This is a genomic window from Lysobacter sp. cf310, assembly GCF_900114355.1.
Classification (GTDB): domain Bacteria; phylum Pseudomonadota; class Gammaproteobacteria; order Xanthomonadales; family Xanthomonadaceae; genus Lysobacter.
Window position 1 is genome coordinate 353466 of record NZ_FOSS01000004.1, and the last position, 18660, is coordinate 372125.

14 protein-coding genes are annotated in these 18660 nt (G+C 71.7%); 5 read left to right on the top strand and 9 right to left on the bottom strand.

Annotated features, from left to right (window positions below; genetic code table 11):
• The first annotated feature begins 10 nt into the window (after positions 1–10).
• Entirely contained in the window at positions 11–952 is a 942-nt protein-coding gene (locus BMZ45_RS16135) for a LysR family transcriptional regulator (protein ID WP_091637551.1), read from the top strand.
• On the opposite strand, the gene BMZ45_RS16140 is transcribed toward BMZ45_RS16135, so the two are convergent.
• A complete protein-coding gene (locus BMZ45_RS16140) occupies positions 949–1389 on the bottom strand; it encodes a hypothetical protein (RefSeq protein ID WP_139215539.1) in 441 nt (146 codons plus the stop codon). The genes BMZ45_RS16135 and BMZ45_RS16140 overlap by 4 nt on opposite strands.
• A complete protein-coding gene (locus tag BMZ45_RS16145; protein WP_091637553.1) occupies positions 1353–1877 on the bottom strand; it encodes a hypothetical protein in 525 nt (174 codons plus the stop codon). The genes BMZ45_RS16140 and BMZ45_RS16145 overlap by 37 nt, the downstream gene beginning before the upstream one ends.
• Positions 1878–1997: 120 nt before the next feature.
• On the opposite strand from BMZ45_RS16145, the gene rmuC reads away from it, so the two are divergent.
• Positions 1998–3353: a DNA recombination protein RmuC gene (rmuC, locus tag BMZ45_RS16150; RefSeq protein WP_091637554.1), complete on the top strand. Its 1356-nt coding sequence runs from the start codon at positions 1998–2000 to the stop codon at positions 3351–3353.
• A gap of 248 nt (positions 3354–3601) precedes the next feature.
• Here the strand turns inward: rmuC and BMZ45_RS16155 are convergent, their stop codons facing one another.
• From BMZ45_RS16155 to BMZ45_RS16180, 6 genes are all read right to left on the bottom strand, one after another.
• Positions 3602–4933: an MlaA family lipoprotein gene (locus tag BMZ45_RS16155; protein ID WP_343124210.1), complete on the bottom strand. Its 1332-nt coding sequence runs from the start codon at positions 4931–4933 to the stop codon at positions 3602–3604.
• Positions 4934–5007: 74 nt separating this feature from the next.
• Positions 5008–5289, bottom strand: coding sequence for an STAS domain-containing protein (locus BMZ45_RS16160; protein WP_091637555.1), 282 nt, complete (start codon positions 5287–5289; stop codon positions 5008–5010).
• A gap of 2 nt (positions 5290–5291) precedes the next feature.
• Complete coding sequence (locus tag BMZ45_RS16165) at positions 5292–5948, bottom strand: MlaC/ttg2D family ABC transporter substrate-binding protein (RefSeq protein ID WP_091637556.1); 657 nt, start codon at positions 5946–5948, stop codon at positions 5292–5294.
• The gene (gene mlaD, locus BMZ45_RS16170; RefSeq protein ID WP_057161652.1) at positions 5945–6523 is read right to left on the bottom strand and encodes an outer membrane lipid asymmetry maintenance protein MlaD; all 579 of its coding nucleotides are present in this window, start codon (positions 6521–6523) and stop codon (positions 5945–5947) included. The genes BMZ45_RS16165 and mlaD overlap by 4 nt, the downstream gene beginning before the upstream one ends.
• Before the next feature lie 37 nt (positions 6524–6560).
• On the bottom strand, positions 6561–7310 hold the full coding sequence (locus tag BMZ45_RS16175; protein ID WP_056177300.1) for an MlaE family lipid ABC transporter permease subunit: 750 nt from the start codon (positions 7308–7310) through the stop codon (positions 6561–6563).
• The gene (locus BMZ45_RS16180) at positions 7310–8098 is read right to left on the bottom strand and encodes an ABC transporter ATP-binding protein (protein ID WP_091637557.1); all 789 of its coding nucleotides are present in this window, start codon (positions 8096–8098) and stop codon (positions 7310–7312) included. The genes BMZ45_RS16175 and BMZ45_RS16180 overlap by 1 nt, the downstream gene beginning before the upstream one ends.
• A 320-nt stretch (positions 8099–8418) precedes the next feature.
• Between BMZ45_RS16180 and recC the strand changes: the two genes are divergently transcribed.
• From recC to recD, 3 genes are read left to right on the top strand one after another with little or no spacing between them, the layout of a single operon-like run.
• A complete protein-coding gene (recC, locus tag BMZ45_RS16185) occupies positions 8419–11754 on the top strand; it encodes an exodeoxyribonuclease V subunit gamma (RefSeq protein WP_091637558.1) in 3336 nt (1111 codons plus the stop codon).
• Positions 11751–15407, top strand: coding sequence for a UvrD-helicase domain-containing protein (locus tag BMZ45_RS16190; protein WP_091637559.1), 3657 nt, complete (start codon positions 11751–11753; stop codon positions 15405–15407). The genes recC and BMZ45_RS16190 overlap by 4 nt, the downstream gene beginning before the upstream one ends.
• A complete protein-coding gene (gene recD / locus BMZ45_RS16195; protein WP_091637560.1) occupies positions 15404–17221 on the top strand; it encodes an exodeoxyribonuclease V subunit alpha in 1818 nt (605 codons plus the stop codon). Before BMZ45_RS16190 ends, recD begins: the two co-directional genes overlap by 4 nt.
• Positions 17222–17480: 259 nt before the next feature.
• Here the strand turns inward: recD and BMZ45_RS16200 are convergent, their stop codons facing one another.
• Positions 17481–18566, bottom strand: coding sequence for a LysR family transcriptional regulator (locus BMZ45_RS16200; RefSeq protein WP_091637561.1), 1086 nt, complete (start codon positions 18564–18566; stop codon positions 17481–17483).
• Positions 18567–18660 lie beyond the last annotated feature (94 nt).

Here is an 18660-nt window from a genome sequence, read left to right on the forward strand (position 1 = left end):
CTGTTTCCCTATGTCAACAATCCCGCAGGGGCGTCTGCCCGTCCCCGATCTCGCCGGCCTGCTCGCCTTCCTGCGCGTGGCCGAACTGGGCAGCTTCGTGCGCGCGGCCGACGCCCTGGGCCTGTCCAAGGCCGCGGTCAGCAAGCAGGTCTCGGCGCTGGAAGGGCGGCTGGGCACGCGCCTGCTGCACCGGACCACGCGCCGGCTCAGCCTGACCGAGGCCGGCCAGGCCTACCTGCGTCATGCCCAGTCGGCCTTCGCCGAGGCGCGCGCGGCCGAGGATGCGGTCGCCGGCACCGGCGAACGGGTGCAGGGCCGCTTGCGGGTGTCGGTGCCGATGAGCTTCGGCGTGTTGCATGTCGCCCCGCACGTGGGCGACTTCCTCACCCAGTACCCGCAGATCGACATGGACCTGCAGCTGGACGACCGCCCGACCGACCTGGTGATGGAAAGCCAGGACTTGGCGATCCGGCTGGGTCGGCTGGAAGCGTCGAGCCTGGTGGCGCGCACGATCTCCTACAGCCGCGTCTGGCTATGCGCCTCGCCCGAATACCTGCGGCGGCGCGGCCACCCGCAGCGCCCCGACGAGCTGCCCGCGCACGACTGCCTGCATTTCAGCCTGGCGGCGACCGGCCGCACCTGGGAGCTGCGCCACGGCGACGAGGTCGTGCGCGTGGCCCTGGGCGCGCGCCTGGACGCGAATTCCAGCCTGGCCCTGAAAGCCGCGGTGCTGTCCGGCGCCGGCATCGCGCGCATCCCCGAGTTCGCCATCGCCGACGAGATCCGCGACGGCCGCATGCAGCGCGTGCTGCCGCACTGGGAGATCGCCGGCCTGGACGTGCACGCGCTGATGCCGGAGCGGCGTTACGTGCCGGCCAAGGTGCGCGCGTTCGTGGAGTTTCTGGAGACGCGGTGGAAGCAGAATCCGGGCTGGCTGGGCGCGACCCGCTAGCGAACGGCGCTGGTCTTGGCTTCGTCCAGCGACCGCCCGCAGTGCGCGCAGTAGCGGATCTGCGCATTGAGGACGAAGAACGCCCAGCTCGGGCCGTGCGCGCGTGCGAGGCGGAACTTGCAATGCGGGCAGCGGATGAACAGCACGACCACCAGCTCGATGACGACAAGGGCAAAAACGCCCGACAGCAGCGCCGCCCACCAGTAGTCGAAGCACCAGGCCACGAACGCCGATTCGCCGCCGGGTTTGCCAAAGAAGACCACCAGGCAGGCCGTCAGGGCCGGCATCATCACGGCCACTTTGATCGCAAGGCCGATGCGCGCGGTCTGGGTCAGGCGTTGGCGTGTAGTCGAGGTCATGGCGTTCCAGCGTAGTGGCGGGGATAGCGTTGCGACAACGATCAGGCGTCCGGTTTCGCGGCCGGGTCCTTCGTGCATTTCTCGTCGATGATCGGCGCCATGTACTGCTTGAGTCTGCCGGCCGTCTGCTGCTCCAGCAACGTGTCCAGATACGCGATGCGCGACTGCGGCTGTTTCGTCAGTACGACGCTATAGGCGCGCAGCATGCTTTCGACGCCGGCCAATTGCGGCGCGCCAGGATCCTTATCGTCCGGGTGTTCGATCTGATAGGCGCCGTTGCCGAACATCTGCTGCAGCACGTAAATGCCGGCATTCGGAGCGCGGTCGTCCTTAAGCAAGGGGTTGACGACATCGCAGATCACGATGGTGTGGTCGGGCGTGCGCATCAGCCAATCCAACACCCAGGCGCGCATGGACTTGTCCGTATCGCCCAGTGGATCCCGCTCCAGGGCCCGGGTCAGGCGGACCACCTTGGCGCTGGTCGATTCCGTGGCCGGCTCGGCGGCCTGCGCCGCGGTCCCCAGGCATGCGATCAACAGCAGCAGCGCGAGCGACTTGATCCGCATGCGGGTGTTCGCCTTGGACGACGCGGAGTGCGACGACGATGCGCGGCACTATCTCAGCCCGATCGCCCGCCCCGCAAGCCGCTTCTTAGCCCCTGAGACCCAGCGGGCTACACTGTCGCCATGGCCGAAACCCCGCTGCTGCTGACCCTGTTGTTGATCGCCGTGCTGGTGGCGATCGTGTTGTTGATGGTGCTGTTGCTGCGCAAGCCCGACGGGCGCCTGGAGCAGTCGCTGCGCGAGGAACAGCGCGAGGGGCGCGGAGAGCTGCGCCAGCAGCTCGACAGCCTGTCGTCGGCGCAGGAGCAGCGCATCGAGGGCTTCGGCGGCCGCCTTACCGAACTCACCCAGCGCACCGACCAGCGCCTGGATCAGCTGGTGGTCACCCTGACCGACGATGCGCGCAAGGGCCGCGGCGAGGCGGCGGAACTGCAGCAGCGCTTCGCCGAAGGCCTGGGCCAGCGCCTCAACGAGCTCACCCAGCGCAACGAGCTGCGCCTGGGCGAGCTGCGCACCACCTTGGAACAGCGTCTGCGCGAGCTGCAGGCCGACAACACCGCCAAGCTCGAGCAGATGCGCGCGACCGTCGACGAAAAGCTGCAGACCACGCTGGAAACGCGCCTGGGCGAATCCTTCCGGCTGGTGTCCGAGCGCCTGGAACAGGTCCAGCGCGGCCTGGGCGAGATGCAGCAGCTGGCCAACGGCGTCGGCGACCTCAAGCGCGTGCTGACCAACGTCAAGACCCGCGGCACCTTCGGCGAAGTGCAGCTGGGCGCGCTGCTGGAGCAGGTGCTCACGATCGAGCAGTACGACAGCAACGTCGCCACCGTTCCCGGCAGCGGCGAGCGCGTCGAATACGCGGTGCGTTTGCCCGGCACCACGCCGGAACAGCCGGTACGGCTGCCGATCGACGCCAAGTTCCCGCGCGAAGACTACGAGCGCATGCTCGATGCCCAGGACCGCGCCGACCCCGAGGCGCTGGCGATCGCCGCCGCCGGCCTGGAGCGTCAGGTCAAGGTCGAGGCCAAGCGCATCCGCGACAAGTACCTGGCGCCGCCGCACACCACCGACTTCGCCCTGTTGTTCCTGCCCACCGAAGGCTTGTACGCCGAGGTGCTGCGCCGGCCGGGTTTGTTCGAAACTCTGCAGCGCGATTTCCGCGTCACATTGGTCGGGCCGACCACCTTGCTGGCCTTGCTCAACAGTTTGCAAATGGGCTTCCGCACGCTGGCGATCGAGCAACGTTCCAGCGAGGTCTGGCAGCTGCTGGGCGCGGTCAAGAGCGAGTTCGGCAAGTTCGCCGAAGTGCTGGAGCGCACGCGGACGCAGCTGGACACGGTGCGCAAGAGCATCGACGGCGCGGGCGTGCGCACGCGCGCGATCGAACGCAAGCTCAAGGGCGTGGAAACGATGCCGGCGGACGAGGCGCGGCGTTTGCTGGGCAATGACGATTTCGTCGAGGGCGACGACGAGGCCTGAGGCTGCACCTTCAGCGATAACGCCCTAGATCTTCCCTTCTCCCGCTTGCGGGAGAAGGTGCCCGCAGGGCGGATGAGGGCGGCGGTTGAGGTTAGGGATAAGCGCCTGCGTCGGCCCTCACCCCAACCCACACCCCGGCCCGACCGCTGTGCGTTGGGCGTTCGGCCCAGCGCGAGCCAGTGGCTCGCGCCACGCCTCACCCCGCAAGCGGGAGAGGGGCTAAAGCGCAAGAGAGGTTCGTACCGTTATCAGCGGTTGTAGTTCGCATCCGTCGGCATCAACGGCATCGCATCGGCCGGCACGCTGGGGTTGCTGTCGTCGCGCAGATAGTCCGGCAGGCCCTGGTCTTCGGCGTCCATGCGGTCGCCGAAGATCTGGTAGTCGCGGCGCTGCATCCAGGAATCGCGGACCAGGGTGTAGTCGTCCTCGGCGCCTTCGCGCAGGGCGTCGGTGGGCATCAGCTGGGCGCGCACGTCGACCAGCTGCAGGCCCTGGATCGGGATGCGGATGCGATCGCGTTCGACCTGGCGCAGCGGGCTCAGCGGGGCGTCGCCGACCGCGCCGAAGGCGTCGCGCACGGTGCGCGGGCCGAACAGCGGCAGTTCCAGGTAGCGCGAGCGCTTCCAGCCCCAGATGCCCAGGGTCTGGCCGAAGTCCTCGCTGCGATTGGGCAGCTTGGCGTCGCTGGCCGGATCGAAGATGCCGCCGATGCCGACCGTGCTGTTGAGCGCGAAGCGGCCCAGCGACTGCGCGGCCTGCTTGGGCTTGCCCTGCAGCAGCGCGTTGACCGCCGACACCGGCTGGCCGAGGTTGTTGAAGAAGTTGCTCACGCCCAGGCGCACCGGCCGCGGCACCACGCGCACATAGGCGCGCGCGAGCGGCTTGGCGATGATGCGGTCCACCGCGTTGTTGAAGCGGTGCATCTTGCGGTTGTAGCGCTCCCACGGGTCGTAGATGGCCGGCAGCGAGGCCGGCGCGGGCAGCGTCGGGTCGGCGACCGGATCGTATTCCTGCGACTGCGCGCCGTAGAGCGCGTCGAAATCGCGCTCGGCGTCCGTGCGCTGATCGGCCGGACTGGCTACGCCGGCTTCCGCTGCGGCGCTAGCGTCGACGGCCGGGGCCGCGGTCGCGTCCTGGGCCGCCTGCTGCGCGGCTTCCGCCGCTGCCGCCGCGCCGGCGGCGGTCGCGGTGTCGGCCACCGCCGCGATGTCGGCCGGCGTGGAAGCGTCCGGCGCCGACACGGGCGCGTTGTTGGATGCCTGCGCTGCCGCGGTGGCGGAGGCCCTCGCGTCGGCGGCCGCTGCGGCGGCGCGCTGGGCGGCGTCGGCGGCTTCCGCCTCGGCCATGCTGGCCGACCGTGCCTGTGCGGCCGCGTCGGCTTCGGCGGGCGTAGCCGCGGGCGGCGGGGTCGCGCCGTCCTCGATCTTGAGGCGGCAGGCCAGGGCCGCGTCCGCGCTGCCGTCGCCGGCGGCCAGACAGGATTCGAACGCGTTGCGCTGTTGCGCGGACATCTGCTGCGCGTTGGCCGCCAGCGGCAACAGGACGAGGGCGAGAGCGATTACGGGGGAGGGGGAGCGCATGGTCGCAGTCTATTCGCTAAGGGCGGCCCGGCCATGTCCCTGAGGCGATGGCGACCGCAACGGTGTGTTCGGGATCAGCTGGAAAAGCCCAGTCCCTCGTCGAGTCGGTACGCGGCGCGCAGCTCGGTCAGACCGGGCGGCGTGCCGATCACGCTAACGCCGGGCGCGCGCGCGGCGAGTTCGGCCAACAGCGCCAGACCGGCGCTGTCGACCTCGCTGACCGCGCTCAGGTCCAGCCGGCGCAGATCCTTCAGCAGCGGCTGCGTCTGCCGCCACAACGCCGCCACCGCCGCGCGCTCGAGCGCGCCGGCGAACACCAGCGCCTCGCCTTCGCGTCGGACCGTGGCCGCGCTCATGCTCAGTTGCCCTGGGCCTGGGCCTGCAGACGGCCGGCCTGGATGTCGGCGGCGACCTGGGCGATGGTCTTCTGCTTGAGCGGGGTGTCGAACTGGTTGCGGAAGGTCTGCACGAAGCTCACGCCTTCCACCATCACGTCGAACACCTTCCAGTTCGCGCCGACCTTGCGCATCAGGTAATCCACCGGCACCGGCTCGCCGCCCTGGCGCAGGTATTCGCTGGACACCTTGACGATGGCGCCGCCGCGCAGCGGAGTCTCGGACTTGATCCGCACCTGCAGCTTGGCGTTGAAGTCCAGCAGCGAGGAACCGTAGCGCTGCATCAGGCTGGTGCTGAGCGCGTCGGCGAACAGCTTGACGTCGGCGTCGGAGGCGCCGCGGCCGTGCGCGCCCAGGACCAGGCGCGCCGCGTAGTCGCGGTCGAACATCTGGTTGAACTCGGTGGCGATGAACTTGCTCAGCGCGCCGCGGTTCTTGGTGAACTCGGCGCGGCGCGCTTCCAGCGTGCTCAGGATGCGGGTGCTGTTGCTCAGCACCATCTGGCTGGGCGATCCGGCCGGCGCGGTCGCGGCCGGCTGCGCGGACTGCGCGAACACGATCGCCGGCGCGGCGGCGAGCAGCGCCGAGGCGATTACGAGGGAAATGAGGTTGCGCTTCATGGCTTGCTCTCGTCGTGGGTGGGGGCGGCGTCGCCCTTGGGGGCATCGCCTTGTAAATACGCCGGCACGTCTTCGGCGGCGGGGGTCGCGGCTTCCTTCTTGTCGCCGCCCTGGGCACCGCCACCGCTGAACATGTATTTGCCGACCAGCTGGATCAAGTCCACCGCCGGCTGGGTCAGGAAGATCTCGTCGCCGGGCTTGAGCGGCTCCGGATCGCCGCCCGGGGTCAGGCCGATATAGCTCTCGCCCAGCAGGCCGCTGGTGAAGATGCCGGCCGAGGTGTCGGCGGGCAGGTCCTTGTACTGGCTGTTGATCGCCAGGGTGACCTTGGATTCGAAGGTCTTGGGGTCGAGTTCGATGTTGGCGACCTGGCCCACCGCGACGCCGCCGATCTTGACCGGCGCGTTCGGGCGCAGCGCGCCGATGGTGGTGAAGCGGGCCTTGAGCGCGTAGCTGTCGCCGCCGAAGCCCCACTTGCCGTTGGTGGAGGCGATCGCCAGCACCAGCAGCGAGGCCAGGGCGAGCAGCAGGAACGCGCCGACGGCGAATTCGATGCGGGGACTGCGGACGGACATGAGGTAGGTCTCCGAAACTCTATGCGCGGGCGGTGCTTTACTTAAACAACAACGCGGACATGACGAAGTTGAACATCAGCACCAGCAGGGACGCGTTGACCACCGCCTTGGTGGTCGCGACCGAGGTGCCTTCGATGGTCGGTTCGGCGTGGTAGCCGACGTAGGCCGCGACCAGCGCCGCGATGGCGCCGAACACGCCCGACTTCAACAGGGCCACGCAGAAGTCGTCGACGAAATCGACGTTGTCCTTCAGCGCGGGCCAGAAATAGCCCGGGTCCAGGCCGATCACGTGCACCGCTTCCAGATAGCTGGCGGCGATCGCGAAGCTGCAGAAGAACCCGGTCAGCAGCGGCACGCTCAGCACCGCGGCCCAGAAGCGCGGCGCGACCGCCTTGCCGACCGGATCGATCGCCATCAGGCCCAGCGCGGTGATCTGGTCGGTGGCACGCATCAGGCCCAGCTCGGCCGCGATCGAGCTGCCGGCGCGGCCGATGAACAGCAGCGCGGTCAGCACCGGGCCCAGTTCGCGGTACAGCGACAGGCCCAGCAGGGTGCTCAGCGAGTTGCTGGCGCCGAAGGTGGCGAGCGTGCGGTAGCCCTGCAGGGTCAGCACCAGGCCCACGAACGCGCCGCCAACGGCGATGATCGGCAGCGAACGTGCGCCGATCTTGTAGATTTCGCGAATCAGCTCGCGGAAGAAGTCCGGGGTCGGCTTGGAGGCCCGGAACACCGACAGGGTGAACAGGCCGGCGCGGCCGAGCTGGCGGGTGGCGTCGACGAAGGCCATCACGCGGCCTCCGCCGTGCGCGGCGCGGCATCGAAGGCGATCGGGCCGTCGGGCTGGCCGCGCAGGAACTGCTGCACCAGCGGGTCGCTGCTGGCTTCCAGCTCCGCCGGGGTGCCGGAGAAGACGATGCCGCCGTTGGCGATCACGATGGCGTGGTCGGCCACCGGCAGGGTTTCGTGCACGTGGTGGGTCACGATGATGCTGGTCAGGCCCAGGGTGTCGTTGAGGCGGCGCACCAGGCTCATGACCACGCCCGAGGCGATCGGGTCCAGGCCGGTGAGCGGTTCGTCGTAGATCATCAGCGGCGGGTCCAGCGCCAGCGCGCGCGCCAGCGCGACCCGGCGCGCCATGCCGCCGGACAGTTCGCGCGGATAGGCGTCGGCGGCCGCGCGCAGGCCGACCGCGTTGAGCTTCATCAGCACCAGGCGGCGGATCAGCGCGTCCGGCAGATCGGTATGGGTGCGCAGCGGCAGCGCCACGTTCTCGGCCGCGGTCAGGTCGGTGAGCAGGCCGTTGCCTTGCAGCAGCACGCCCAGGCCCTTGCGCAGCTCGAGCAGGGCGCGCGAGCGCTGCGGCACTTCGCGGCCCAGCACTTCGACGCGGCCCGCGGCCGGCGCGAGTTCGCCGGTCAGCGCCGACAGCAGGGTCGACTTGCCGCTGCCGGAGGGGCCCAGCACCGCGACGATGCTGCCGCGCGGCACCGACAGGTTGATGTCGCGCAGCACGGCGCGGCCGCCGCGATCCAGTCGCAGGTCGGTCAGGCGGACGATGGGCGTTTCGGTCGTCATGCTGGGGGGCGTCATCCGGAAAGGTGCGGCCGCACGCGGCCCGCGCGGGGTCGCAAGTTTCGGCAGCTTGGCGGGCTGAGGCTGAACGGGGGATGCAGCACGGTCATTGTCGCAGGTTCGGCGGCGACGCTACGCAAGCCGACGTCGTCGTCGTGTCGGCCGATGTTGAGGGGGCGGGATTAAGACGGTTTTAAGCGCCGTGTTCCAGCCGGTCGCGCCGTCGCGCTCGATCCGTCGCTCCGGCTTTCGCGGGAATGACGAATCGGTGGTGCCCTTGGGGCATCGCTTTTCCGCAATCCCGATTCCGGCAAGATGTCGCGATGCCCGGCCGTCCCGACTTCCGCCTCTACCACTCCAATGCGCTGGACGTGCTGGCCGGATTGTTGGCGCAGGAACTGCGCACGCCCGCGCCCGGGCAGTCGGCGCTGGCGCCGGACGTGGTGCTGATCCCGCAGGTGGCGATGCGGCGCTGGTTGCAGGCGACCCTGGCCCAGGCCTACGGGATCGCCGCCAACCTGGAATTCCTGACCCCCGGCGAGTTCGTCCAGCGCGCGCTGGACGCCAACGTGCGCGGGATCGAGGACGACATCGGTGCCGAGGCGCTGCGCTGGCGGCTTTACAAGGAGCTCTCGCATCCGGCCGCGCTGCGCGAACCGGCGCTGGCCGAGCTGCGCGCCTATCTGTCCGGCGCCGACCCGCTCAAGCCCTGGTCGCTGGCCGGCGAGCTGGCGGGCCTGTTCGAGAAGTACCAGGCCTGGCGCCGCGACTGGCTGCGCGCCTGGGACGAAGGCCAGGACCGCGACGACGCCCAGGCCGCGCTGTGGCGCCGCGTCGCCGGCGCCAGCCGCTACCGCGCGCGCCGCATCGGCGACTACCTGGCGCGCTACGGCGGCGACGGCGCGGACGTGCCCGACGGCCTGCCGCCGCGCTTGTTCGCCTTCGCCACCCTCAACGTCTCGCCCGATGTGCTGCGCGTGATCGCGACCCAGGCCCGCGCCGGCGTGCTGCATTTCTATCTGCCCACGCCCAGCCGCAAGTACTGGGGCGATCTGGCCAGCTACGGCGAACGCCTGCGCCTGCTCGATGCCGACGCGTCGGCGCAGGAGGCCGACGAGAACCCGCTGCTGCAGGCCTGGGGCGCGGCCGGCCGCGACTTCATGGCGGTGCTGGGCGGTTACGAGGTTGTGCACCCCTCGGGCGAGATCGCGGCCTACGCCGATCCCGAAACCGACCCCGCCGACGATCCCGCGCGCGACAGCCTGCTGCGGCGCCTGCAGCGCGACCTGCTGCATCGGCGCGCGCCGGCGGTGCCGGGCTGGCGCGCGGCGGTCGATAGCGCCGACCCCAGCTTGCAGGTGCACGCCTGCCACACCCGCCTGCGCGAGGTGCAGGTGCTGCACGATCAACTGCGCGGCCTGCTCGAGGACCCGCGCTTCGATCCGCCGCTGCAGCCACGCGAGATCGCCGTGCTCGCGCCCGACATCGATCCCTACGCGCCGCACATCGCGGCGGTGTTCGGCGGCCTGGCCGGGCGCCCGGGCTTCATTCCGTATGCGCTGGCCGACGTAAGCCCGCTCGCGGCCGAGCCGCTGGCCGACGTGTTCCTGCGCCTGCTCGCGCTGCCGGTGTCGCGCTTCGGCCTCAGCGAGATCCTCGACCTGCTGGCCGCGCCAGCGATCGCCGACGCCGCCGGCCTGGATGCGCCGGCGCTGGAGCGCATGCACACCTGGCTGCACGAGGCCGGCGCGCGTTGGGGCATCGACGATGCCCACCGCGCGCGTCACGACGCCCCGGCCGACGACGCCTACACCTGGCGCTTCGCCCTGGACCGCCTGCTGATCGGGCACGCCAGCGGCGGCGACGAGGCCATCGCCGGCGTCGCGCCCTATACCGAACTCGAAGGCAGCGCGCTGGACGCGTTGGACGCGCTGATCCGGCTGTTGCGCGTGCTCGCGCGCAACGAGCGCGCGCTGGGCGCGGCGATGCCGCCCGCGCAGTGGCGCGACCGCCTGCTGGGACTGCTGCAGGCGCTGCTGCCGCGGCGCCCGCACGACGCCGGCGATCAACGCACCCTGGAGCGCCTGCGCCTGCTGGTGGAGACCTTCGCGCGCGAGGCCGAACGCGCCGGTTTCGATGCGCCGGTGCCGGCCGAAGTGGTGCGCGCGCATTTCCGCGCCGCCCTCAGCGAGGCCGACACCCGCGCGCCGCTGCTCACCGGCGGGGTGAGCTTCGGCCGCATGGTGCCTATGCGTCTGATCCCGTTCCGCGCGATCTGCCTGCTCGGCATGAACGACGGCGACTACCCGCGCCGCGACCCGGTCGGCGGCCTCAACCGCCTGGCCGCCGAACTGGGCACCGCCGCGCGCCGCCACGGCGACCGCTCGCTGCGCGAGGACGATCGTTTCCTGTTCCTGCAGTTGTTCATGGCCGCCTCCGAGGTGCTGTACCTGAGCTACCTGGGCGCCGATCCGCGCGACGGCAGCCTGCGCGAGCCCTCGCCGCTGGTGTCGGAACTGCTGGACGTAGCCGCGCGCTATCACCAGGCGCCGGACGCCGCGCGCGCGGCGCTGACCGTGCGCGAACCCTTGCAGCCGTTCTCGCCGGCCGCGTTCGGCGCCGGCGATCACGGCGAGGCCGCGCCGGAACCGCGCCGCTACAGCTATCGCGGCGAGTGGCAACCGGCCGCGCAGGCCGGCGGCGAGGCGCGTATCGAACTGGGGCCCTGGATCGACGCGCCGCTGGCGCCGCTGGAAGCGACCACCGCGCCGGCCGTCGCCCTGGCCGATCTGCGCGCCTTCCTGCGCGATCCGCCCGGCGCCTTCCTGCGCCAGCGCCTCAACCTGCGCCTGCCCGACGCCGGCGCCGCCGTCGACGATGTCGAGCCGCTGCTGCTGCCCGGTCGCGGCCTGCAGCGCCAGCAACTGCAATACGCGGTGTACGAGGCCTTGTTGGCCGGACGCGGCCAGGATCTGCAGGCGCAGCTGCGCGCGCGCGCTTTGCTGCCGTCCGGGCCCTTGGGCCGGCGCCAGCTCGACAGCCTGCTCGCCGAAGTGCGGCCGTACGCCGACGCCTTCGCGCAGTGGCGCGAACAGCAGGCGCCGCAGTCGCAGCACTTCGAACTCGAGCTCGGTGCCGGCCGCCTGCACGGCCGTGTCGACGATCTCTACGCCGCCGGGCTGGCGCGTCTGCGCTTCGGCAAACTGCACGGGCCCGCGCAGATCGCCCACGGGCTGGATTGGCTGGTGCTGTCGGCGCTGGGCGATGCGCGCCCCTTGGCGCAGTTCGCGGAGGCCGCCGGCGGCGTCGGCCCGCAGCTGCGCGCCGCCGCATCGCCCGCGCGGGCGCGCGCCGCGTTGGACGCGCTGCTGCGCCTGCGCGCGCACGGCCTGCGCGAGCCGTTGCCGTTTCTGCCGCGCGCCGGTTGGCTGTGGTACGCGGCCGATGCGGAGGGCCGCGACGCCTGGAACCAGGCCGCGCTGCAATGGCACGGCGGCAGCCACAGTTGGAGCGAAGCCGACGCCAGCGGCGCGCGCCTGGCCCTGCGCGGCCGCGATCCGTTCTCGACCGACATCGATCTGGCCGAGGAATTCCGCGCCATCGCGCGCCTGGTGTTCGACGCGGTCGTGCACGCGCGCAGCGAGGACGACGCGCGATGAGCGGGCACACGCGCGATCTGTTCGAGGAACGGCCACCGCCGCCGGCGTCCGGCGCGGACGACGCCTATCTGCATCTGCCGCTGCACGGCCTGCAGCTGATCGAAGCCAGCGCCGGCACCGGCAAGACCTACACCCTGGCCACCCTGGTCACGCGCCTGGTGATCGAGCGCAGCCTGCGCGTCGGCCAGATCCTCGCGGTCACCTTCACCGACGCGGCCACCCAGGAACTGCGAGAGCGCCTGCGCAAGCGCCTGCTGCTGGCCGCGCGCATTGCCGCCGACGATCCGGCTCTGCCCATCGGCGAGGACGACGGCGAACGCGCGGTCACGCGCGCGCTGATCGCCGCGCGGCGCGACCAGGAAGCCCCCGCCGCCCTGCGCGCGCGCCTGGCCCGCGCCGCGCGCGAGATCGACCTGGCCGCGGTGGTGACCATCCACGGCTTCTGCGCGCGCGTGCTCAGCGAACACGCCCTGGAAACCGGCCAGGCCTTCCTGGCACCCGAGATGATCGGCAGCGATCGCGAACTGCGCGACGAGGTCGCGGTGGACCTGTGGCGTTCGCTGGGTACCGACGCGGTCGCGGCCGAACTGCTGCAGGCGCGCTGGCCGGCCGGCCCCTCGGCGCTGGCGGCCGACCTGGGGCCGCTGCTGCGCGCCGCGCGCCTCAAGCCCGCGCTGCCCGTGCCCACGCCCGATCCCTGGCCGCTGCTGCAGGCGCGCGCGGCCGTCCTGCGCGACCGCTATCGCCAGCACGGCGCACAGGCCTTCGACGATATCGAAGCCGCGATGGCGGCCAAGGTGCTCAACGGCCAGACCTGGCGCGCCGAATTGCCCGCCGCGCTGCGCGAGGCGCTGACGCGCTGGTGCGCGAACGAAGATCCCGCCGCGCGCATCGAGCCGCGCATCGACCGCATGACCCCGGCCGCGCTCGCCGAGCGCACCAACAAGGGCAAGCAGGCGCAGACCCCGAGTTCGCCGCTGTTCGTCGCCATCGCCGACTATCTCGAAGTCGCGACCGCGCGCGCGCAATGGCTGGACGCGCAAGGCCTGGCCCTGGTCCACCGCGTGCGCGAGGAAGCCGCCGCGCGCCTGGCCGAGCTCAAGCGCGTGCGCCGCGTGCAGACCTACGACGATCTCATCGACGGCGTCGCCCAGGCCTTGAGCGGCCCGCATGCGGCCGCGCTGGTGGCGCGTCTGCGCGCGCAATACGCGGTCGCCCTGGTCGACGAGTTCCAGGACACCGACGCGCGTCAGTGGGCGATCTTCGAACGCGTGTTCGGGCCCGACGGGCGCGAAGGCGGCAGCCTGTTCGTGATCGGCGATCCCAAGCAGGCGATCTACGGCTTCCGCGGCGGCGACGTGCACACCTATCTGGCGGCCGCGGCGCAGGCCGAGCTGGCGCCGCCGCTGCTGCGCAATTTCCGTTCGCGGCCGTCGCTGCTGCGCGCCGTGCAGGCGCTGTACCAGCGCGCCGGCGCGGACGCCTTCGTCGACGCGCGCATCCGTTTCCTCGCGGTCGAACCCGGCGGGCGCGTGGCGGACGAGGCCCTGCTGCGTCACGGCCGGCGCGCGCCCGCGCTGACCCTGCGCCGCCTGCCCGCGCCCGACAACGGCGCCGCCGCGAAAAGCCGCACGCAGTGGAGTGCGCCGGAGTCGCGCGAGCTGGCCACGCGCGCCTGCGTGGCCGCGATCCACGCCTGGCTCGCCGATGCGCGCAAGGACGAGGCCACGCTCGACGGGCGCGCGTTGCAACCGGCCGACATCGCCGTGCTGGTGCGCAGCCACGACGAGGCCGCGCGCATGCAGCGCGCCCTGGTCGCCGCCGGCATCCCCGCGGTCGCGGCCGGGCGCCAGAGCGTGTTCGCGACCGAGCAGGCGCTGGAACTGCTGGCCCTGTTCGAGGCCCTGCTGCAGCCGGGCGATCACGGCCGTTTGCGCGGCGCCCTGGCCAGCGTGTTCCTGGGCCTGGACGCGCGCGCGATCGCGCGCATGGACGCCGAAGACGCCTGGCAGCGCGACTGGCAGCTGCGCGCGCTGGAATGGCGCGAGCGCTGGCAGCGCCACGGCCCGCTGGCCCTGGTCGCCGACCTGTGCGCGCAACAGGCGCCGCGCCTGCTCGCCCTGGGCGACGGCGAGCGCCGCCTGACCAACCTGCTGCAACTGGGCGAGGTCCTGCAGGAAGCCGACGCGCAGGCGCTGGGCCTGCACGGCCTGGTCGACTGGCTGCGCCTGCGCATCGCCGAGGCCGACGACAACGACGAACAGCAACAGCTGCGCCTGGAGTCCGACGCGCGCCGTGTGCAGATCCTGACCCTGCACAAGAGCAAGGGCCTGGAGTTCGGCCTGGTGTTCCTGCCGTTCGCCGCGATCGGCCGCGAGCCGCGCGGCGGGCGCCACTGCGAATACCCCGACGACGACGGCCGCGTGCTGCAACTGGAAGGCGAGCACGACGACGCCGGCACGCCACCTTGGAGCGAGGCGCGGGTCCGCAGCGCGCGCGAGTCGGCCGCCGAGGACGCGCGCCTGCTCTACGTCGGCCTGACCCGCGCCCGCCACGCGCTGTGGCTGGCGACCGGGCCGCTGTACCTGAGCGCCACCACGCCGCTGGCGCCCATGCTGGACGCGCCCGAAACCCTGGACAGCGGCGACGCCGGCGATGTCGAGGTCGACGATCGCGCGCTGGAAACACGCCCGGCACCGCTGCCCCCGATCGCACCCGCGGCGGTGCCGCCCGCGCGTAGCCTGCGCCGTGGGCTGCCGCGCGATTGGTGGGTGCACAGCTTCACCCAGCTCACCCGCGAGGACGCCGGCAGCAGGGTCCAGGACGAACGCGGCGCCGAGGATGAACCCGAACCGCTGGCGCTGCCCGCGCCCAGCGAACTGCCGATCGACGTGATGGAACTGCGCTTCTCCGGCAGCCGCTTCGGCAATGCCGTGCACACCGCGCTGGAGCGCTGCGACTTCGCGGTCTGGGGCGATTGGCGCCGCCTCCGCCTGGTGCCGGAGGGGCAGGAGCCGCTGTTGCGCACCGCCCTGCACGAGCAGGGCTACACCGATGCCGATATCGACAGCGGCGGCCTGGACACGCTGGCGCGCCTGGTCGGCGCGACCCTGACCGCGACCCTGCCCGAAGGCGCGCGCCTGGCCGACCTGCCGCCGGCCGCCTTGCGCGCCGAGATGGAATTCCATTTCGCGCTCAACGATGCCTCGACCACGGCCCTGCTGGAACTGCTGCACGCGCACGGCTGGCTGCGCGCGCGCCAGGCCTTCGGCCATCGGCGCCGGCTCGACGGTCTGATGACCGGCAAGATCGACTTGGTCTATGCGCACGAGGGCCGCTATTACCTGCTCGACTACAAGACCAACCGCCTGCCGTCCTACGACGCCGCCGCGATCGAGCGCGCGATGGACGACAGCGAATACACCCTGCAGTCGCTGATCTACACCCTGGCCCTGCACCGCTGGCTGCGCTTCCGGCTCGGCGCCGACTACGACTACGCGCGCGATTTCGGCGGCACCCGTTATCTGTTCTGCCGCGGTCTGGATCCGATGCGATCCGATGAAGAAGGCGCGGGCATCCACGCCGAGGTGCCGCCGCGCGCGCTGGTCGAGGCCTTGGACGCGCTGTTCGGCGGCGCCGGAGGCGCGTCATGAGCCTGCTCGACGCCCTGCTGCGGCGCGGCCTGGTGCGCAGCGTCGATCACGCGCTGGCGCAGTCGCTGCGCCGGCTGGATCCGGCCACGCCCGAACTGGTGCAGGCCGGCGTCGCCCTGGCCGCGCGCGCGATCGCCGACGGTCACGCGGCGTTCGATGTCGCCCGCCCCGACGAAGCGCTGGCGGCGGCGGTGCTGGTCGAACCCGCGCAATGGCTGACGGCCTTGCGCGGCTCGCCCTGGATCGCCGAGCCCGCCGACGACGGCGTCGCCGATCCCGGCGCACCGTTGGTGCTGGAGCGCGGTTTGCTTTACCTGCGCCGCTACCGCGAATACGAACGCCGCCTGGCCGCGCGCCTGCGCGCGCTGGCCGCGCAGGCGCCGCCGCCGGCCGACACCGCCGCGCTTGCGCCCTTGTTCGCGGCGCTGTTCCCGCACGCCCGCGACGGCGACCGCCAGGCGCGCGCCGCCGCCCTGGCCCTGGCGCGTTCGCTGCTGCTGGTCACCGGCGGTCCCGGCACCGGCAAAACCACCACGGTCGCGCGTCTGTTGCTGCTGTTGATCGCGCAGGCCCAGCGCGCGGGCGCAGCGCCGCCGCGGATCGCGCTGGCGGCGCCGACCGGTCGCGCCGCCGAACGCATGGCCGAGAGCCTGCGCGCCGCTTCGGCGACGCTGCGTCGGCTGCCCGGCGTCGACCCGGCCTGGTGCGATGCATTGCCGACCGAGGCGCGCACCTTGCACCGCTTGCTCGGCAGCCTGCCCGACAGCCCGCGCTTCCGCCACGACGCGCGCGACCCGCTGGCCTACGACGCGGTGGTGATCGACGAAGCCTCGATGGTCGATCTGCCGCTGATGTGCAAACTGGTCGAGGCCGTGCCCGACGGCGCGCGCCTGATCCTGCTCGGCGACCGCGACCAGCTGCCGTCGGTGGAAGCCGGCGACGTGCTGGCCGCGATCGTCGACGCGGCCGGCGAAGACGAGGCGTTGCCGGCGCCGATCGAACGCCTGCTGCAACCGCTGCTCGGCGAGGGGTCGATCGCGGAAACCGCCGGCGCGCCGCTGGCCGGTCACCGCGTGCATCTGCAACGCGGTTACCGCCAGGCCGACAGCCTGGACCTGGCGCCGCTGGCCGAAGCCACGCGCGCCGGCGATGCCGACGCCGCGCTGGCCCTGCTGCGCGACGGCGCGCTGCGCGGCGTGAGTTTCCACGAGGACGCGATCGATCCGCTGTCCGGCACCGGCCGCGAGCGCCTGCTCGGCGAATGGCGCGCGCTGGCCGCGGTCGACGATCCCCTGCAGGCTTTGGCGCTGGCCGGCCGCGTGCGCTTGCTGACCGCGCTGCGCGACGGCGCGCAGGGCGCCGCGCCCTTGAATGCGCGCATCGAAGAGGCGCTGGCCGGCAGCCATCGCGCGGCCTACTTCCATGGCCGCCTGCTGCTGATCACCGAGAACAGCTACCGCCACGGTCTGTTCAACGGCGACATCGGCGTCTGCCTGCGTCCGGCCGACGGCGAGGGCAGCGTGGTCTGGTTCGCCGGCGGCAGCGAAGGCGTGCGCGGCTATTACCCGGCGGCCTTGCCCGCGCACACCGGCGCGTTCGCGATGACCGTGCACAAGGCCCAGGGCTCGGAGTTCGACCGGGTGTGGCTGCAACTGCCGCGCGCCGACGCGCGCAGCCTGTCGCGCGAATTGCTCTACACCGGCATGACCCGCGCGCGCCGCGAGCTGCATCTGTGCGCGAGCGAGGCGGTGCTGCGCGCGGCGCTATCGCGCCACGCGATGCGGGTGTCGGGCTTGGCGGAGCGCTTGCGCTAGCCCCGCTCCCGCCGGTTATCAGTCCCTTCTCCCGCTGGCGGGAGAAGGTGCCCGAAGGGCGGATGAGGGCAGCGCATGAGGTTGAAGCCAAGCGCCTGCACCGACCCTCACCCCGCCAGCGGGAGAGGGGCTAAAGGAAGAGCACATCGGACTCGTAGGGTGCGGTGATAACCGCACCGGCGCGCCCGGCCGGGTATGGCATTGGCGCGGTTCGCTACGCTCACCGCACCCTACGGCCGCAGTCGCATTCGAAGCCGGCTCAGGCCAGCTCCGCATCCTCGCTGTCGAGCCGGGCATTGGCCACGATCGCATCGACCTCCACTTCCGGCGACGCCTTGCTTGGCCGCTGCTTGGCGACCTTGGCCAGCTCGGCCGCGATCGCCGCCGAAGCGTCCTCGGAGGCCTTGCGGAAGCGCTGGCGGTCCGGGCACAGCACCTGCATGTAGTCGGCGTCGAAGTTCAAACGCTCGACCAGGAAGTCGACGAAGGCGCGCACCTTGGGCGACTGCACCTGGCCGCGCGGGAACACCGCGTTGAAGTCCATCTCCGGGCCGGTCCAGCCGGCCAGCACGCGCTGCACGTAGCCTTGCTCGGCGTAGGCCTTGACGGTGACGTCGCTGGCCAGCATCAGGCCCTCGCCGCACAGCAGCGCGCCCTTGAGCGCGCCCGGGTCGTTGGCCACCAGCACTGGATCGACGCGGTAGTCGATGCTGCGATCGCCGTCGCTGAGCGTCCACACGTAGGCGCCGTTGCGCCGCGATTTCTGCATCGCCAGGGTGCGGTGATGCTGCAGGTCGTCCGGGTGCAGCGGCTCGCCGTGGCGGGCCAGGTAGTTCGGGCTGGCGTAGACCTGGGTGCGGAACACCGCCAGGCGGCGCGCGATCAGGTTGGAATCGGGCAGCTCGCCCACGCGCAGGGCGACGTCGATTTCCTTGTCGATGATGTCCAAGGGCTCGTTGGTCAGCAGCATCTCCAGGCGCACCTCGGGATGGCGCGCATGGAATTCGCCCAGCAGCGGCGCGATCCAGGTGATGCCGACCGAGTAGGGCGCGGTGAAGCGCAACCAGCCGCGCGGGCCGCCCTGGAGCTGGCCGACCGCGCTTTCGGCCTCGTCCAGCTCGCGCGCGATGCGCTGGCAGTGTTCGAAGTAGATGTTGCCGGCCTCGGTCAGGCCGAGCTTGCGGGTCGTGCGATGCAGCAGCTGCGCACCCAGGCGCGTCTCCAGGTCCTGCACCTTGCGGCTGACCGTGGTCTTGGGGAGCCGCAGCGCGCGCGCCGCGGAGATGAAGCTGCCGTGCTCGACCACCTTGACGAAGATCAGGGTGTCGTTGAGATCGCGGGCCATGGGGGACTCCGGATGTGGGATGACGGGAGGGGCCGTCTCGGGACTGGCTAGGGGGCCGAGCCGGGCATTAGCCCGATGTCGGGACAATTATTCC

Excerpts from the sequence above, each read along its gene's own strand:
- BMZ45_RS16155 (WP_343124210.1), bottom strand. The coding sequence starts at position 4,933 with ATGCGCTCCCCCTCCCCCGTAATCGCTCTCGCCCTCGTCCTGTTGCCG.
- BMZ45_RS16175 (WP_056177300.1), bottom strand. The coding sequence starts at position 7,310 with ATGGCCTTCGTCGACGCCACCCGCCAGCTCGGCCGCGCCGGCCTGTTC.
- recC (WP_091637558.1), top strand. The coding sequence starts at position 8,419 with ATGCCCGGCCGTCCCGACTTCCGCCTCTACCACTCCAATGCGCTGGAC.
- BMZ45_RS16180 (WP_091637557.1), bottom strand. The coding sequence starts at position 8,098 with ATGACGACCGAAACGCCCATCGTCCGCCTGACCGACCTGCGACTGGAT.
- BMZ45_RS16140 (WP_139215539.1), bottom strand. The coding sequence starts at position 1,389 with ATGCACGAAGGACCCGGCCGCGAAACCGGACGCCTGATCGTTGTCGCA.
- BMZ45_RS16190 (WP_091637559.1), top strand. The coding sequence starts at position 11,751 with ATGAGCGGGCACACGCGCGATCTGTTCGAGGAACGGCCACCGCCGCCG.
- BMZ45_RS16135 (WP_091637551.1), top strand. The coding sequence starts at position 11 with ATGTCAACAATCCCGCAGGGGCGTCTGCCCGTCCCCGATCTCGCCGGC.
- BMZ45_RS16160 (WP_091637555.1), bottom strand. The coding sequence starts at position 5,289 with ATGAGCGCGGCCACGGTCCGACGCGAAGGCGAGGCGCTGGTGTTCGCC.
- mlaD (WP_057161652.1), bottom strand. The coding sequence starts at position 6,523 with ATGTCCGTCCGCAGTCCCCGCATCGAATTCGCCGTCGGCGCGTTCCTG.
- BMZ45_RS16165 (WP_091637556.1), bottom strand. The coding sequence starts at position 5,948 with ATGAAGCGCAACCTCATTTCCCTCGTAATCGCCTCGGCGCTGCTCGCC.
- rmuC (WP_091637554.1), top strand. The coding sequence starts at position 1,998 with ATGGCCGAAACCCCGCTGCTGCTGACCCTGTTGTTGATCGCCGTGCTG.
- BMZ45_RS16145 (WP_091637553.1), bottom strand. The coding sequence starts at position 1,877 with ATGCGGATCAAGTCGCTCGCGCTGCTGCTGTTGATCGCATGCCTGGGG.
- BMZ45_RS16200 (WP_091637561.1), bottom strand. The coding sequence starts at position 18,566 with ATGGCCCGCGATCTCAACGACACCCTGATCTTCGTCAAGGTGGTCGAG.
- recD (WP_091637560.1), top strand. The coding sequence starts at position 15,404 with ATGAGCCTGCTCGACGCCCTGCTGCGGCGCGGCCTGGTGCGCAGCGTC.